Annotated in this window: 14 protein-coding genes and 1 pseudogene; 5 read left to right on the forward strand and 10 right to left on the reverse strand. The window is 70.9% G+C overall.

Features of this window, described 5'->3' with window-relative positions; all coding sequences use genetic code 11:
- Nucleotides 1–165: 165 nt before the first annotated feature.
- The 4 genes from ASG59_RS09150 to ASG59_RS09165 form a co-directional block, all read right to left on the reverse strand.
- A complete protein-coding gene (locus tag ASG59_RS09150) occupies nt 166–1,245 on the reverse strand; it encodes a phytoene/squalene synthase family protein (RefSeq protein WP_056286099.1) in 1,080 nt (359 codons plus the stop codon).
- A 61-nt stretch (nt 1,246–1,306) separates the two neighbouring features.
- Nucleotides 1,307–2,845: a phytoene desaturase gene (locus ASG59_RS09155; RefSeq protein ID WP_056408450.1), complete on the reverse strand. Its 1,539-nt coding sequence runs from the start codon at nt 2,843–2,845 to the stop codon at nt 1,307–1,309.
- Nucleotides 2,846–3,008: 163 nt separating this feature from the next.
- Nucleotides 3,009–3,440: a CBS domain-containing protein gene (locus ASG59_RS09160; RefSeq protein WP_055888568.1), complete on the reverse strand. Its 432-nt coding sequence runs from the start codon at nt 3,438–3,440 to the stop codon at nt 3,009–3,011.
- A 187-nt stretch (nt 3,441–3,627) separates the two neighbouring features.
- On the reverse strand, nt 3,628–4,455 hold the full coding sequence (locus tag ASG59_RS09165; RefSeq protein WP_055888566.1) for a rhomboid family intramembrane serine protease: 828 nt from the start codon (nt 4,453–4,455) through the stop codon (nt 3,628–3,630).
- A gap of 233 nt (nt 4,456–4,688) precedes the next feature.
- Between ASG59_RS09165 and ASG59_RS09170 the strand changes: the two genes are divergently transcribed.
- From ASG59_RS09170 to ASG59_RS09185, 4 genes are all read left to right on the forward strand, one after another.
- Nucleotides 4,689–5,294 (forward strand): PAS domain-containing protein, encoded by a 606-nt coding sequence (locus ASG59_RS09170; RefSeq protein WP_055888564.1) that lies wholly within the window; start codon nt 4,689–4,691, stop codon nt 5,292–5,294.
- Nucleotides 5,295–5,597: 303 nt separating this feature from the next.
- The gene (locus tag ASG59_RS09175; protein WP_055888562.1) at nt 5,598–6,224 is read left to right on the forward strand and encodes a PilZ domain-containing protein; all 627 of its coding nucleotides are present in this window, start codon (nt 5,598–5,600) and stop codon (nt 6,222–6,224) included.
- 376 nt (nt 6,225–6,600) lie between these two features.
- Nucleotides 6,601–7,113 carry a transglutaminase-like cysteine peptidase gene (locus ASG59_RS09180; protein ID WP_244475680.1) on the forward strand — a complete coding sequence of 171 codons (513 nt, stop codon included), beginning with the start codon at nt 6,601–6,603 and terminating at the stop codon, nt 7,111–7,113.
- 150 nt (nt 7,114–7,263) lie between these two features.
- Entirely contained in the window at nt 7,264–7,992 is a 729-nt protein-coding gene (locus ASG59_RS09185) for a transglutaminase-like cysteine peptidase (protein ID WP_244475679.1), read from the forward strand.
- Between the two features lie 18 nt (nt 7,993–8,010).
- Here ASG59_RS09185 and ASG59_RS09190 read toward each other — a convergent pair whose 3' ends face one another.
- From ASG59_RS09190 to ASG59_RS09215, 6 genes are all read right to left on the reverse strand, one after another.
- The gene (locus ASG59_RS09190) at nt 8,011–8,340 is read right to left on the reverse strand and encodes a hypothetical protein (RefSeq protein ID WP_056408457.1); all 330 of its coding nucleotides are present in this window, start codon (nt 8,338–8,340) and stop codon (nt 8,011–8,013) included.
- 122 nt (nt 8,341–8,462) lie between these two features.
- Complete coding sequence (locus ASG59_RS09195; RefSeq protein ID WP_055888555.1) at nt 8,463–8,675, reverse strand: DUF3126 family protein; 213 nt, start codon at nt 8,673–8,675, stop codon at nt 8,463–8,465.
- 246 nt (nt 8,676–8,921) lie between these two features.
- Nucleotides 8,922–9,767 carry a serine O-acetyltransferase gene (cysE, locus tag ASG59_RS09200; RefSeq protein WP_055888553.1) on the reverse strand — a complete coding sequence of 282 codons (846 nt, stop codon included), beginning with the start codon at nt 9,765–9,767 and terminating at the stop codon, nt 8,922–8,924.
- Nucleotides 9,768–9,997: 230 nt separating this feature from the next.
- On the reverse strand, nt 9,998–10,882 hold the full coding sequence (locus ASG59_RS09205; RefSeq protein WP_055888551.1) for a helix-turn-helix transcriptional regulator: 885 nt from the start codon (nt 10,880–10,882) through the stop codon (nt 9,998–10,000).
- Between the two features lie 418 nt (nt 10,883–11,300).
- Nucleotides 11,301–12,161: a transglycosylase SLT domain-containing protein gene (locus ASG59_RS09210; RefSeq protein ID WP_055888549.1), complete on the reverse strand. Its 861-nt coding sequence runs from the start codon at nt 12,159–12,161 to the stop codon at nt 11,301–11,303.
- A gap of 240 nt (nt 12,162–12,401) precedes the next feature.
- Nucleotides 12,402–12,935: a gluconokinase gene (locus ASG59_RS09215; RefSeq protein ID WP_055888547.1), complete on the reverse strand. Its 534-nt coding sequence runs from the start codon at nt 12,933–12,935 to the stop codon at nt 12,402–12,404.
- Nucleotides 12,936–13,157: 222 nt separating this feature from the next.
- Here ASG59_RS09215 and ASG59_RS21260 point away from each other — a divergent pair.
- A pseudogene (locus tag ASG59_RS21260) lies at nt 13,158–13,297 on the forward strand (sugar transporter); the annotation flags it as partial.

A 13,297-nucleotide genomic window follows, 5' to 3' on the forward strand; every position in this document is an offset into this window, starting at 1 on the left:
GCCCCACCCCACGAGGGGGCGGGGAAACCGCGTCGTCCGTTCGTCGCTCCGCCGCCTTCCGGTCGCGCCGGATGCTGCGCTTGAGCACCACGAGCTGCCAGATCGCCAGCCCGAGCGGGATCGAAAAGACGAGGCCGATATCGAGGACCGCGGCGATCGGGTGGGTCACGGCGAGACGGGCGCGGCCCCCTCGCGGAAGGCCTCGCGCTCGCGCAGGACCTCGATGAGGTCTAGAACGCGCACGAATTGGCCCGGCAGGTTCCACCAGGCTGGGCTGCGCACCGCCTCGGACGGGCGCTGGACGACCGCCTCGATGATGCCGGCGATCTCCGGCACGGGCGGCTCCCGCAGGAGGGTCGTGCCGCCCAGCGGCAGCAGGGCGCGCGCCATCAGCACCGCCTTGCGCCGGCCCGGCACGCGGGCGCGGCGACCGACCGAATCATGGCCCTCCCGTTCGAGGTCGCGTCCGATCTCGGCATAGATCAGCCGCGCCGCCCGGATCGCCGGACGGCAGCCGGGCGGCAGGCCGCCGATCCCCGCCTCGGAACGCTCGTAGAGCCCGTCGGCCACGGCCAGCAGCCGCGCGATTACGCCCCGGAGTTCGGGCGTCGCCACGGGATGGGCGAGGAACGCCTCCGGATCGATCCCGGCCTCGCGCAGCCAGGCCAGCGGCAGGTAGAGGCGCCCGGCGCGGGCGTCCTCGCCGACGTCGCGGGCGATGTTGGTGAACTGCATGGCGAGCCCGAGGTCGCAGGCGCGGGCCAGCACGTCCGGGTCGCGTCGGCCCATGATCAGCGTCATCATGGCGCCCACGCTCGCCGCCACCCTGGCGGCATAGGCGGTGAGATCCGAAAGCGTCTCGTAGCGCCGGCCCTGCGCGTCCCAGGCCAGCCCCTCGATCAGGGCGGCGGGCAGCGCATGGGGAATGGCGTAGTCAGCGACGATGTCGGCGAGCGCGCGGTCGGCCGGGCCGTCCATCGGCTGGCCGGCGTAGACCCGGACGAGCCGGTTCGAGAGCCGCGCCACCGCCGCCGCCTTGCCGGCCTGCGCCACGTCGTCGACGGCGTCGTCGGAGAGGCGGCAGAAGGCATAAAGGCCGTAGGCGGGCCGCCGCACCGAGGCCGGCAGCAGCGCGGAGGCGGCAAAGAAGCTGCGCGATCCCGTCCTGATCGCCGCCCGGCAGGCGGCGTGATCCGCCGCATCGGCGTGACCCGCCGCATCGGCATGGCCCGCCGGCGCGACCAGAACGTCCTCGCGCCATTCGGTTTGGTCGCGCCAATCGGCTTGGTCGCGCCAGTCGGCTTGATCACGCAAAGACACGAGCATCCGGCACCACGCGATCGAGAACCCTGGCGGAGGAAAGGACCCCGGGAAGCCCGGCACCGGGATGGGTGCCGGCGCCGACGAGGTAGAGGTTGGCTACGTCTTCGGACGCGTTGTGCGGCCGGAACCAGGCCGATTGCGTCAACACGGGTTCGAGGCCGAAGCCGGAGCCGCGGACGCTGAGGAAATCCGTGGCGAAGTCCTGCGGCGTCGTCACCTTCGAGGTGACGATGGATTCGGACAGGCCCGGCATCACGGTGGCGTCGAGGTGGCGTGCGATCGCCTGGCGATACGGCTCGGCCTCGACCAGCCAGTCCTGCCCGCCGTCGAGGTTGGGCACCGGCGAGAGCACGTAGAAGGCGTCGCAGCCGGCGGGCGCCAGCAGCGGGTCGGTGGCGGTGGGCCGGTGCAGGTAGAGGCTGAAGTCCTTCGACAGGTGCTTCTTGGAAAAGATGTCGTCGATCAGTCCGCGGTAGCGCGGCCCCATCAGGATGGTGTGGTGGGCGACCTGCGGAAACTTCCTGTTCGTGCCGAAGTACCAGACGAACAGGCCCATGGAGGAGGACGCCCGCTTCAGCTTGGCCGCGCTCCAGCGCCGGCGCTTCTGCGGCAGCAGCCGGCCGTAGGTGAAGGCGGAATCGGCGTTGGAGACGACGATGTCGGCATCGATCCGCTCGCCGCCCTGGAGGATCACGCCGCGGGCGGCGTCCTTGCCGTCGTGCGTCTCCACCCGGATCTGCGCCACGTCGGCGCCGCAGCGCAGGGTCCCGCCCTGCCCCCGGATCAGGCTCGCCAGGCCGTCGACGAGGCGCCCGGTGCCGCCCATGGCGAAGTGGACGCCCCAGCGCCGTTCGAGATGGGCGATGAGGCAGTAGATCGCGCTCGCCCGGAACGGGCTGCCGCCGATGAGCAGCGGATGGAAGCTGAAGATGGTGCGCAGGCGCTCGTCGCGGATGTAGCCGGCCACCACGTCGTAGACGCTGCGATGGCCGCTTAGGCGCAGGAGCGCCGGGGCGATGCGCAGCATGTCGGTGACCGAGCCGAACGGGACGTGGCCGAGCTGCTCGAAGCCGAGTTCGCAGATCTCGCGCGAGCGTTCCATGAAGCGTTCGTAGCCGGGCACGTCGCTGGCGGAGAACCGCGCCACCTCGGCGCGCATGGCTTGCGCGTCGCCGCTGTAGTCGAAGGTGGCGCCGTCCTCGAAGCGGATGCGGTAGAACGGCAGCATCGGCGCCAGGGTGACGTCGTCCTCCATCCGCCGTCCGCACAGCGTCCAGAGTTCCTCGAACAGGAACGGCGCGGTGACGATGGTGGGGCCGGCGTCGAAGGTGAACCCGTCTTGCCGATGGACCCGGGCCCGGCCGCCGGGCTGTTCCAGCCGCTCCAGCACGGTGACGCGGTAGCCCCGCGCCCCTAGGCGGATCGCGGCGGCGAGGCCGCCGAATCCGCTGCCGATCACCACGGCGTGAGGCCGCTGGAGCGGGGCGGTCTCGGCGCTGGGGATGTCGGCGAGTGTCAACATAGAGTGACACTAGCAGTGTCAAATTCTCTGACGCAAGCGGTGTTTTTCGCGAGGCGGCCATGGGCCGGCACGGTCCGCGCTCGCGGCCCTCTGGGACGTGCGCGCGCGGCCGGCGCCCCGCAAGGGCCTCGGGGGTAAGGTCGGACGCGCTACCGCGGTGGCGTCAGGCCATGGTGATGTAGTCGCGCATCGCCTGATGCTCGGCCTCCACGGAGGCGATCCGCAGCTTGACCACGTCGCCGATGGAGACGAGCCCGGCGAGCTGGCCGTCCTCGACCACGGGAACGTGCCGGAAACGGCCGTTGGTCATGATCTGCATCAGGTCCTCGACGCTGGCGCTGCGTGCGCAGGTCACCACCTCGGCGGTCATGTGGTCGGCCACCCGCGCGTCGAAGGCGGTGGCGCCACGGTCGGCCAGGGCGCGCAGGATGTCGCGCTCCGACAGGATACCCAACACCACGCCGTCGTCCTCCGCGACCACCAGGGCGCCGATGCGCTTCTCGGCCAGCAGGTGGATGGCGTCGTCGAGATTGCGGTTCGGCTGGATGGTGACGACGGTGCGGCCCTTATCGGCCAGGATGCGCGCGACGGTCATAGGGTCTCCCTCCCTGCGGGATGAGCGGTGGCGTGCACCCGAGGATGGGGCACGAAGACGTGCGGCGCGGGTTGGCTCCCGCGCTCGGCAGGGGACGAGTGTGTCGCCGCTGCGGCGATCTGGCAAGCGCGGGCGCCGGCCAAGTGTCGTGAGATGCGGGGCTATTTCTCGTCGAGCGCGAGATCGGTCAACGGATCGGGCGTCGGCGCCGGTCGATCAGCGGCAGCAGGAAGAACCCGACCACGAAGCCGCCCAGATGCGCGTCCCAGGCGATCGACGAGCCGTCGGCTCCCAGCGGCAGCGCGATGACGCCGAACAGGAGGTTCGTGGCCAGCCAGACGACGAGGAACACCACGGCGGTACGGTTGCGCAGCAGTTCGGGGATCGTCTGCAACGGCGGCGGCACCGGGATCTGCCAGGGCGGGGCTGCGGGGCTGATCAGCGGCGGCGGCTGGAACACGAAGCGGGCCGCCGCCGCCATCAGGGCCGAGACCGAGGCCGAGGCTCCGATCAGCGGCGCCAGGCTCATGGGATCGAGGAGGAGATGCAGCACGGCGCCCGCCACCGCCCCGGCCAGCGCCAGCAGGCAGAAGCGCAGGGTGCCGCAGCGCCGCGCCACCGGCGAGCCGAAGGCGGCCAGCCATACGCTGTTGAAGACGAGATGCATCCACGACCCGTGCAGGAGCGCATAGGTGGCGAAGGTCCACGGCATCGCCGCGGGATCGGCCGCGATGTAGCGCGCGAAGGACACGTAGGCGTCGAGGGTGCTCGCGTCCGAGACCCTGGCCGAGGCCGCCGCCACGAGGGCCTCCGCCTGCGAGGGATCCATCGCCACCGTCCAGCGGCCGGGGATCAGGGCGAGGTCGAGGAGGACGGCGAGGTCCCAGGTATCGGGCAGCACGAACTCGCGCAGGGCGTGGATCGCCACCAGGATGCCGATGGCGGCGGAGACGACGCCCGGCATGTTGAAGACGGGAACGCGGCTCTGTCGCGGCAGATCGGGGCTGGCATCCATGGTCTCACCATGTCGTCCGCTCGCCGCCGAGCGGCAACCCCTCGCGGAGGCAAAAAGGCATTCGCCCCGCCCCGCCGGCGTTAACCCTGATGAAAGCTTAATGCGGCGCGCCGATTCGAGCGGGCATAGGCTGTGCGCAGTGGAGGCGAAAGGCCCGGTGCGCCGGTGCCGGACCGGATCACCTGATCCAGAATCATACAGGCCCGGCGACGGGCTTGCCAGCGCGGGACACCATGAAGCATCCGACCAGCCGCCTCCTCCATGCCTATTGGGACCGGGTCCGGCGCGATCGCGCCGCGCCCGAACGTCGGGAGATCGAGCCCGGAGCGATCCGCAACCTCCTCTCCGATGCGCTCATCCTCTCCGTCGACGTGCCGGCGGGCAACGCCGCCTTCCGCCTCGCCGGCACCCGCGTCTGCGCGCTGTTCCGCCGCGAACTGCGGGGCGCCGACTTCGCCCGCCTCTGGGGCGAACCCACCGCCGATCCCTGGCGCCTCGTCGAGGCCGTGGCCGTCGATACGGTCGGGATGGTGGCGGGCCTGCGCGGCGAGACCTCCGAGGGCGAGGCGGTCGACCTCGAACTCCTGCTGTTGCCCCTGCGCCACCGCGGGCAGACCCAGTCGCGCATCCTCGGCGCGCTGAGCCCTCAGGTGATCCCGCATTGGCTCGGCCTGCGTCCCCTCGTCCACCTCAGCACCACCTCCCTGCGGGTGCTCGGCCCGGATGCCCTCCCCGCCGCACCCGCCGACGACGTCCTCGATGCCGTGCCCGAACCCGCCAACGACCGGATGCCGCGCCGCCGCGGCCATCTTTTCGTCCATCCGGGCGGGCGGGCCTGATCGCACCGTCGCCCGATTCGCGCGGGCACGGGGCCGGCGAGCCGGCGCCGCGGTGACATCCGCACCCGGACGCGACCGACCGGTCATCGGCTGTCGGGCAGGTTGTAGAATCGGTGGCGAGAGCACGCGATCGGCCGGGGAAAAAGTCTTTCGTAACCAAATCCGGCGATGGTCCCGGCATGTCCGGCATGGCGCGGGGGTGACCCGTCGCTGTCCACCGCCGGGCGGACCCCGTCGTTCCCGTCTGCCCGCCGCGGGTCCCGCCGCGACGGCAGGCAGGGCTGGAGCCGTCGCGCGATTGCCATGATCGAGACCGCCATCTCATCGGACACGCCGCGGCCGCACGTCGTGCGCCACGCCGACATGCGCCGCCACCAGCGCGTGAAGGTGGCGCTGCTCGGGCGCTACATGCTTTCCGATCGCCAGGAATACCCCTGCCAGACCGTCGACATGTCCCCCGGCGGCGTTCGCCTGACCTGTGCCGTGCTCGGACAGGTCGGTGAGCGGATCGTGCTCTATCTCGAACAGATCGGCCGCATCGAGGGCACCATCGCCCGGATGACGGCCGGCGGCATCGCGGTGAAGCTGTCGGCCACCCTGCGCAAGCGCGACAAGATCGCCTCGCAGCTCACCTGGCTCGCCAACCGCGAGACCCTCGGCCTGCCCGAGGGCCGGACCCACGAGCGGCTGGTGCCGATCCAGCCCGGCATCGTGATGCGCCTGGAAAGCGGACGCGAGATCGCCGCGCGCATCATCGATCTGTCGATGTCCGGCGCCGCGCTCTCCACCGTGACGGTCCCCCAGCTCGGCGCGAGCGTCACCCTGGGACGCACGCCGGCACGGGTGGTGCGCTATTTCGAGGGCGGCATCGGCGTCCAGTTCATGCTGCCGATCTCGCCCGACCGCTTCCACGAAGGCCTGACGCTCTAGCCGATGCGGCATTCGCGGACCGGGCCCGTGGCCGCCGCGCGTCCGCGACGCCGGGGCGCAGCCTGCGTGCGCGCCCCGTCAAGGTTGCCAATCCGCTAATCCGATCCCGATCATTGTCGTGACCCCGGCAGCCCGGAATTCGGGCTGTCCGCAGGCGGACCGGCCGGCGGCGTGATTGCGTAAAATTGCGCGGATCGGCTTCAGCGCCGCGGAGGGGCCGTCGCCCCATCCTCACCTCGAAGACGAGGTGATGGCGATGCGCGGCGCAAACGTGACGAGACTGGCGGTGTTGGCGGTGGTGACCGCCCTGGCTTTCTGGCCGGCGGCCGTTCTCGCTCAGCCGTCCGCACCGCTCCCGCCGGTGTCGGTGGCGGCGATGGCCGTGGGCGACGCCCGGCCGATCGCCGCCTGGGTCACCTTCTGCCAGGCCTATCCGGCCGAATGCGCGCTCGACCCCGCCGAGCCGGCCGCCGTGGCGCTCTCGCCCGCGGTCTGGAGCACCGTCGTGTCGGTCAACCGGCGGGTGAACACGTCGCTCCGCGCCGTCACCGACCAGGACCATTGGGGCGTGCCCGACCGCTGGGACCTCGCCGAGGACGGCGCCGGCGATTGCGAAGACTTCCAGCTGCGCAAGCGCAGGATGCTGGCCGCCGCCGGCCTGCCGCGCCGCGCCATGCGGATGACCGTGGTCATCGACGAAAAAGGCGAGGGCCATGCCGTCCTCACCCTGATCACCGACCGGGGCGACTACGTCCTCGACAACAAGACCAGCGAGATCCTGCCCTGGTATCGGACCGGCTACGTCTTCATCAAGCGGGAGAGCCAGGCCGCCGTCGCCTGGGTGTCCCTGGGCGGCGTCACCTCGCCGGCCACCACCGCCAACCGCTGAAAGATCCGCTCGGCGACGGGTCGAGGACGAGAGGATGGTTCTCCCGCCCCCGTGACCGAAGCCGTATTTTTTCGGAACCGATGCCGATTTGGGAAGTTAACACCGCCTTCATTTTTCCGATTGAGTGACAGCCTGGACCGTGCAAACCTCGTGCCTCAGCCCCAGGATGGCGAGGCGATCGTGATGCGGCATACCGGTCTGCACGATATCGGGACGGGGTCCATACGGACAATCCCCCTCGCCGTCCCACTGGCCGGTCGCCTCGCCAAGGCTGTCCAGCTCGCCCTGGCCGGGTCGATCCTGATGCTGGGAGGGGCCAGCGCGGAGCCCGACGCCGTGGCCTCCCTGCCCGACGTGCCGGTCATCGAAGAGGGCGGCGGCGCCAAGCCGGTGGCGGCCTGGACCGCGCTCTGCGCCAGGCTTCCGGCGGAATGCGCCGTCGACACCTCCCAGCCGGCCACCATCGCCCTCAACCCGGCGATCTGGCGCACGCTCTCCAGCGTCAACCGGCGCGTCAACGCCCGGATCAGGCCGATCACCGACATCGCCCATTGGGGGGTCGTCGACCGCTGGGACTATCCCGACGACGGCTTCGGCGATTGCGAGGATTTCCAGCTGCTCAAGCGCAAGATGCTGATCGAGCGCGGCCTGCCGCGCCGGGCCCTGCGCATGACGGTGGTGATCGACGACATCGGTGAGGGGCATGCGGTCCTGATGGTCCGCACCGATCGCGGCGACCTCATCCTCGACAACAAGACCAACGCGATCCTGCCGGGACTGCGGACCGGCTACACCTTCGTGAAGCGCGAGGGGCAGGACGGGATGGCGTGGGTGGCACTCAACGGCGTCGCCTCACCGGTCACCACCGCGAATCGCTGAGGCTGTCGAGCCCCGCTTTCAGATGCCCGCGATGAAGTTGGCCGCATCGAGGACCAGCCGTCCCGACAGCAGGCTCCAGCCGCAGGCGATCATCGTGGCGATCATCACGAAGGGGATCGGCCGTCCCTCGATCCGGCGGCCGCGCACCGTGTTGCGCAGGATGATGAAGGGGGCGCCGAAGACCAGCACCGGCAGGACGGCCGCGGCGGCGACGCCGCCGCGATCGAGCAGGCTGAAGCTCGCCCGCCGCTCGGTGAACAGTTCGAACGCCGTGGCGAGGAGGCCGGACAGGGCGAGGCCGAGGCAGAGCGTCTGGATCGATTCGACGGCCGACGGGCTGATATCCATGGCTGAGGCGGGCTCCACCCTTGAGGGACGATGGAGCGCACTCTGCCCGAGCGTTTACGAAGTGTTAAGGATCACCTCGCGTTAGGGTAAACGCCGACCACAGGCGATTGGTCGGCCCGCGCTCAATCCTCGAGGTCGATGTCGAGGATCGCCATGGCGAAATTGAACGAGCGGTCGCCGTCCTCGTCGTCCACCGAGACCACGCCGAGGAATTCCTCGCCGATGTAGACCTCGGCCGAATCGTCCTTCTTGGGACGGGGAACGAGGCGGATGTTGGTGTTGGAGAAGGTGCGGCGGAGGTAATCCTGGACCTTCACGATGTCTGTCTTGTTCACGCGGCGACCTCTGGGCGGTGGCCGATGGCGGGTGTCCGCGTCCCCGGTCGGGGAGCGCCCGCCATCGCGATGGGATGGGTTCGGGGCTTCGCTTGCCATGGCCGCCGTGAGGGGGCAACCCGCAGCGGCTGCATCCCAAGCATCATTCCGCGACGTGGTCCGCGGTTCGCGGGAGACCATGATGCGCCATCGAAGAGACCTCGGCTGGCCTTCGCAGGGCAACCCGCGACTGCCTGCCGAGGCCGGTCAGATGCCGTCGGCCATGTGGATGAATTGATCGAGGCTCACGAACTGGTCCATCGCGCGCGAGGGCTCGGCGCATCCGGCGGTGCCGACCACGCGGGCGGGCACCCCGACCACGGTGGTGTTGGGCGGCACCGGCCGTAGCACCACCGAGCCCGCCGCCACCCGGGCGCAGGCCCCGACCTCGATGTTGCCGAGAATCTTGGCGCCCGCCCCGATCATGACGCCGCGCCGGATCTTGGGATGGCGGTCGCTGCCCTGCTTGCCGGTGCCGCCGAGCGTCACCGCGTGCAGCATCGAGACGTCGTCCTCGATCACCGCGGTGGAGCCGACCACGAGGCCGGTGGCGTGGTCGAGGAAGATGCCGCGCCCCACCCGGGCGGCGGGATGGATGTCGGTCTGGAACACCTCCGAGGATCGGCTCTGGAGGTAGAGGGCGAGATCGCGCCGGCCGTGCGTCCAGTACCAATGCGCCAGGCGATGGGCCTGGATCGCGTGGAAGCCCTTGAAGTACAGGACAGGCTCGAGCGCCCGGCTCGCCGCCGGATCGCGGTCGAGCACCGCGACGATGTCGGCGCGAAAGCTCTGGCCGATGCGGGGATCGTCGGCGATGGCCTCGTGGAAGCCGTGGGCGACGAGCTCGCTCGACAGGGAGGCGTGCCCGAGCCGCGCCGCCACACGATGCGAGACGGCCGATTCGAGGCTGGCGTGGTTGAGGACGGTGGCGACGATGAAGGAGGCGAGCTGCGGCTCCTCGCGCACCACCGTCTCGGCCTCGGCGCGCAGGCGGCTCCAGACCGGATCGAGGATCGCCGGCTCGCTGGGGCTGATGGACGGGCTGGCGGACATCGGTGGGCTCCTCGAGGAGGACGCGGGTGACGCTCGGCCGGGCCTCGCCCCGATGCGATCGCGCATCGACGCCGCCGGTCGAGCCATAGCGTGGTGCGCGGCACCCCTGCGATCAAGGTCGCCGCACTTCTATCGCATCGGACCGGACGGTCGCTGCCGGCCTTCGGAGACATCCGATGCTCCGACGATGCGCGAGTGAGCGACGAGCGCCCTCCCTCGGCCCGTCGTGCTCAGCCCGTCGTGCCGACCTGCCCGAACCGGGCCTCGATCGCACCGGCGAGGCGGTCGACCATCACGTCGATGCCGACGTCGGAGGTGTCGACCACCGCCGAGGCGCGCGCATAGAGGGGTTCGCGGCTCAGCAGCACCGCCCGCAGCTCCTGCATCGCCGAGGCGTGGTCGCCGGTGGTCGGCAACTCGCCCTGTTCGCGCACCCGCTGCATGTGCTCCTCCGGCTTGGCCCGCAGCCAGATCGTGAAGAAGGCCTGCAGCAGGAGGTCGTAGGTCAGCGGCTCGGCGACGATGCCGCCGCTGGTGGCCAGCACGAACGGTCCGGGACGCTCGGTGAGGCGGCGCAGGGCCCCCTGCTCGAGGCGGCGATAGCCCTCCTGTCCGTAGATCGCGAAGATCTCCTTCACAGACAGAGCGTTCTCGCGCTCGATCTCGGCGTTGAGTTCGACGAAGGTCCAGCCGAGGCGCTCGGCCACCATGCGCCCGAGGGTGGACTTGCCGGCCCCGCGCAGCCCCACGACGGCGACCCGCGGCTGCAGGACCTCGCCGGCCGCCCCCGCCTTGCCCGAGAGGATGCCCTTGGCCAGGGCGATCTGCTCCCCCGAGGCGGTGGCGAGAAGATCGCGCACCACCTGCCACTCCGACGCGATGTCCTGGCCGGCGATGAGGTCGTCGAGCCGCACGCCCATGGCGTTGGCGACCCGCCGCAGCAGGATGATCGAGACGTTGCCCTGCCCGCCCTCCAGCTGGGCGATGTAGCGCTCGGACAGGCCCGAGGTCTGCGACAGGAGCTTGCGCGACAGGCCACGGACGGTCCTGGCATGCCGGACCCGGCGGCCGAGCTCGGCCAGGAAGAGCGATTCCTGTTCCACCGCCTCGGTCATGAGGTCGCGCGTCCCTGAACAGACGTGACGATGCACCGGCCGCGTGGCGGTCGGACCGCAGGGGCGTCGGGTGCGCCCTGCCCCGGCCCGGCGGCGAGGCGCGGGACGGTTCGAGGGCCTGTTGATAAGGCGTTGCCGTAAAACATCGTTCCGAGTCGACAGGTTGGAGCGTCACCGGTGGCCGGAGCGCCTGCATCCCGCCTGCATGCTATGTTCCACTTCGCATCGCAACATATGGTTTGTGCATGCCGTGATGACACGACCGCCGCTCGGTGGTCCGCCGGGGTCATCCGTGTTTCGCGCTCTTGGCCGGTGATCGGCCACCCGACCGGCGTTCCGTGCCGCCGCGCCCGCCGCAGACGGCCGATATGGCGATCCGGCCCGACGATTCCGCGTGATCCCCGGCCTCGGCGCGGGTCTATTGCACCGACGGGAGCGCCGAGGCCTCCAGCACCGGAGCGGCGGCGGCGGGCTTCTTCGCGACGATCGGTCGCCCGACCGAGGCCAATTGCACGAGGGAGGGACGCCGGGGCGGCAGCGGAACCGCCACGGTCTCGACGATCGTGGCATCGGCCGTCGTCGCCGGGCCCGCAACCACGGCGGCCTCCGGGGACACGGCGGCTGCCGTTGCCGGGACGGACGCGACGGACGCGGTCGCGACGTCGACGAGGAAGGCGGCCGGCCGGCGCGGCGGCAGCGGAACCTCCACGACCTCCGTCGGGGCCGGATCGGTGGCGGCGGACGGCGCGTAGGCGAGTGCCGTGCTGGCGGCGGTCAGGTTGGGGTCCGTGGCCGGACGCAGGCCGAACAGGCTGCCGAAGGCGGCACCCGATTTCGCGGCCGGAGCCGGATCGAGCGCGGCAACGCTGGTGCTGATGCCCAGGCGCTTGGCGGCGTAGTAGTAGCCGCGGCTGTAGTAGCTGTAGGCCTGGATGATGTCGCCCTTGGCGGCGCGATAGGCTCCGGCGAGATAGGCGATGCCATAGCGCAGGTTGGTCTCGGGATCGTAGAGGCCGGCGGCATCGCCGCCGTAGCCCATGCCCCGGGCGGTGGCGTGCTTGATCTGCATCAGGCCCAGGGCCGATCCGCCCTTGGCCTTGGGATTGTAGTTGCTTTCGCGCTTGACCACCTGGTGGACGAAGCTCGACGGCACGCCGGCCGCCTTCGCCTGGGCCTCGATCAACGCGTTGATGTTGTCGCGGGGGACAGCTGCCTGCTGCGCGAGGGCCGGCGCGGACCACAACGTGGCGGCGGCGAGGAGCAGGAGGCGCTGGTTCATGCTGGTCGGGACCCGGTGTGGCGTTGAGCCGTCCGGTCATCGGTCGAGCCCAAATGCGGCCGGAAAGCGGCTCGGGCGCCGTTGCGGGGTGCAAGCACGGCCGTTTGCCTGTGTGTTGTGGCGCACATGACACAGGCGCTCGGCGGCTCCGGCCGACCCGCGCTCCGGAGATCCGCGCATGATGTCAGGAGGTTGGAGCCGGCCGATGCCGGCTGCGGCGGCCGGGACGGTGCCGGGGGCTCAGGCGCGGGACGCAAGCTCGCGCAGGATGGCCTCCACCATGGCGTCGGGTGATTCGGTGACGGCCGCCACGATCGGGTTCTCGTCCGGGCCCGGCGGCTCGAAGTCGGCGAACTGGCTCTCGAGGAGGGCGGGCGGCATGAAGTGGCCGCGCCGCGCGCCGAGCCGGGCGGCGATCAGCGCGCGGTCGCCGGAGAGATGGACGATCAGAACGGAGTCGCGCCCGCGCACGAGGGCGTCGCGATAGGCGCGCCGCAGGGCCGAGCAGGCGATCACGCCCGAGCGACCCTCCGCCAGGCACCTGTCGATCCAGGCTGCGATGGCCGCCAGCCAGGGCGCCCGCTCGGCGTCGCCCAAACCCAGGCCCGACCGCATCCTGGCGATGTTCCCATCGCTGTGGAACGCATCGCCGTCCGCGAAGCGCCAGCCGAGCGTCTGGGCCAGCAGGGCCGCGATCGTGCTCTTTCCACAGCCCGACACCCCCATCACGACGAGGACGCGGGCGGGTGCGGCGGGCGGCGGCGTCGATGGCATCCGTGCTTCCGTCGTGGACGACTGCGGTCCAACGGACCGGGGGACCGGTTAAAGGGGGGTGAACGATTCGCGCGCTGATGGTGGGACATGGTGCGGGGCGTGTGGGCAACGGGGATGGCGGGGGCGGGCGCCGCTCGCGGTGTGACTGTGACCCACCCGCCACGGACTTCGCGGTGCCGATGGTCTAGGCAGCAGGCTGGCGAAACCGACAGGCTGCCCTGGATGCGTACCCTTCCCTACCTTCTCTTCACCGCGCTGGCGGTGTCGGGCTGCTCGTCGATCCTGCCTGCGGCGGGTCCGACGACGAGCGCCGTTCTGGAGGGGGCGGACGTGACGACGGCGCAGGGGACGTTCGCGCGCTA

Source organism: Methylobacterium sp. Leaf466, from assembly GCF_001425565.1.
Taxonomy (GTDB): Bacteria; Pseudomonadota; Alphaproteobacteria; order Rhizobiales; family Beijerinckiaceae; genus Methylobacterium.

What these genes read in the sequence shown, in the direction of transcription:
- ASG59_RS09165 (WP_055888566.1), bottom strand. Translation starts at nt 4,455, where the DNA reads ATGGATGCCAGCCCCGATCTGCCGCGACAGAGCCGCGTTCCCGTCTTC.
- ASG59_RS09180 (WP_244475680.1), top strand. Translation starts at nt 6,601, where the DNA reads ATGGCCGTGGGCGACGCCCGGCCGATCGCCGCCTGGGTCACCTTCTGC.
- cysE (WP_055888553.1), bottom strand. Translation starts at nt 9,767, where the DNA reads ATGTCCGCCAGCCCGTCCATCAGCCCCAGCGAGCCGGCGATCCTCGAT.
- ASG59_RS09155 (WP_056408450.1), bottom strand. Translation starts at nt 2,845, where the DNA reads ATGTTGACACTCGCCGACATCCCCAGCGCCGAGACCGCCCCGCTCCAG.
- ASG59_RS09175 (WP_055888562.1), top strand. Translation starts at nt 5,598, where the DNA reads ATGATCGAGACCGCCATCTCATCGGACACGCCGCGGCCGCACGTCGTG.
- ASG59_RS09160 (WP_055888568.1), bottom strand. Translation starts at nt 3,440, where the DNA reads ATGACCGTCGCGCGCATCCTGGCCGATAAGGGCCGCACCGTCGTCACC.
- ASG59_RS09210 (WP_055888549.1), bottom strand. Translation starts at nt 12,161, where the DNA reads ATGAACCAGCGCCTCCTGCTCCTCGCCGCCGCCACGTTGTGGTCCGCG.
- ASG59_RS09205 (WP_055888551.1), bottom strand. Translation starts at nt 10,882, where the DNA reads ATGACCGAGGCGGTGGAACAGGAATCGCTCTTCCTGGCCGAGCTCGGC.
- ASG59_RS09190 (WP_056408457.1), bottom strand. Translation starts at nt 8,340, where the DNA reads ATGGATATCAGCCCGTCGGCCGTCGAATCGATCCAGACGCTCTGCCTC.
- ASG59_RS09215 (WP_055888547.1), bottom strand. Translation starts at nt 12,935, where the DNA reads ATGCCATCGACGCCGCCGCCCGCCGCACCCGCCCGCGTCCTCGTCGTG.
- ASG59_RS09170 (WP_055888564.1), top strand. Translation starts at nt 4,689, where the DNA reads ATGAAGCATCCGACCAGCCGCCTCCTCCATGCCTATTGGGACCGGGTC.